Annotated in this window: 2 protein-coding genes; both read right to left on the reverse strand. The window is 44.7% G+C overall.

Annotated elements, in window-relative coordinates; all coding sequences use genetic code 11:
* Positions 1 to 116: 116 nt before the first annotated feature.
* Entirely contained in the window at positions 117 to 434 is a 318-nt protein-coding gene (locus CVN76_RS09840; protein ID WP_053348895.1) for a YbaB/EbfC family nucleoid-associated protein, read from the reverse strand.
* Positions 435 to 455: 21 nt separating this feature from the next.
* A partial coding sequence (gene dnaX, locus CVN76_RS09845) for a DNA polymerase III subunit gamma/tau (RefSeq protein WP_100531103.1) occupies positions 456 to 1,879 on the reverse strand: 1,424 nt, incomplete at its 5' end.

Below are 1,879 nucleotides of genomic sequence, written 5' to 3' on the forward strand. Positions count from 1 at the left end.
CCCGGCAATTTCATAAAACTATCAATGAGCTTGGAAATTGGTTCTGGATAATGCATCGAATTCCTCCTAAAAATTTCAAAAGAAACTCCCTGAAAGGAAGTTTCTTTTAAACTTGCTTAAAACATGCCTGGAAGGTTCATCCCTTTTGTGAATTGTCCCATCGTTTGGTTTGTCAGCTCTTCTGCCTTTTTCAGGGCATCGTTAGTTGCAGCCAGGACTAAATCCTGAAGCATATCGATATCATCTGGATCGACAACTTCCGGCTTGATGATCACGTCGACTATTTCCTTATGGCCAGTCACGATAACCGTTACCATTCCGCCTCCTGCAGTGCCTTCAATCTTTTTTTCACCTAGTTCTTCTTGTGCTTCCGCCATTTTCTTTTGCATCTTTTGCATTTGTTTCATCATGTTTTGCATATTACCGCCACGCATACCCATTTTCCCAACCTCCAATTATTCTTTAATTTCAAGTAAATCATCGCCGACTAATTTTCTAGCCTCCGCGATAAAAGGGTCTTCTTCTTTTGAATCCGTTTCTTCTGGACCGTCAAACTGCTGGGTTGAAATGAAGTCCTCACGCAACCCTTGCCACTGACTCTCCGGAACACCGGCTATCTCCATTCGATGACCGGTCAACTGCTGCATGATCGAGGCGATCACTTCCACGAAACGGTTATTTTCCATTGCCATTTGACAATGAATATCATATTTGAATTTTACCACAAAAGCTTCAGTTGACGCAGCAACAGGTTCCGCCTCAGACAATAAAGCTGCCAATGACTTTTGATTTTGCATGCCTAACTGTTCAAGCAATTCCCCCCACTTGCTTTTGACAGTATTGAGGTCTGGCTTTGTAGCCTGTTTCAAAACTTGATTGATCTTGCCGGAAGGCGCTTTATATGCCTTTTTAACGGCCCTTTGCGTTTTCGGCTGTTCTGCAGGTCTATCTGTCACGGCCACGGGGATGCCGTTTTTCTGCATTTCCTGTAACTTCGACTCCAACTCCTCGATTTTCAGCTGCAATTGCTGAATCTGGCCATTGTCCAATTGATTCGCTCGCTGCTCATTGCATAGCTTGACGAGTGCGACCTCCAGGAAAATCCTCGGATGGTTAGTCCACTTCATATCCTGCTGGGTTTGATTGAAGCTTTCGATAATGGAGTAAATCGTTTCCGAAGCGATCACTTCCGCCAATTCTTTAAATTGGGGATCAATCAATACTCGTTCGAAGGATTCTGCCAGAGCTGGTGCCGTTTGATACAAAAGCATGTCACGGAAATAATAAATCATGTCTTCTATGAACCTGGCCGGGTCTTTCCCCATCGCCAGCAATTCTTCAAGTACCTCTAGGGCCACTGCCACTTCTTTATCATATATCGCTTTTGCCAGCCGACTTAAAAATGCCTGCGAAACTGAACCTGTGACAGTCAATGCATCTTCCACCGTTACAGTCTCCGAACTGAAGGAAATAGCTTGATCAAGCAGGCTCAGTGCATCCCGCATCCCACCTTCGGCTGCCCTGGCTATGATATGCAAGGCTTGTTCATCACACGAAACGCCCGTTTCCGCAATGATTTGTGACATCCTGCCAACTATATCTTGCGGCTGGATCCTTTTAAAATCAAATCGCTGGCAACGGGAAATGATCGTAAGCGGGATCTTATGCGGCTCGGTCGTCGCCAAAATGAAAATAACGTGCTTTGGAGGCTCTTCCAATGTCTTTAGCAGCGCATTGAAGGCACCTTGTGAAAGCATATGTACCTCATCGATGATATAAACTTTATATGTGACCGCGTTCGGTGCATATTTCACTTTATCACGAATGTCACGGATTTCCTCGACGCCATTATTGGATGCTGCATCAATTTCTATCACAT

The organism is Bacillus sp. mrc49, assembly GCF_002803435.1.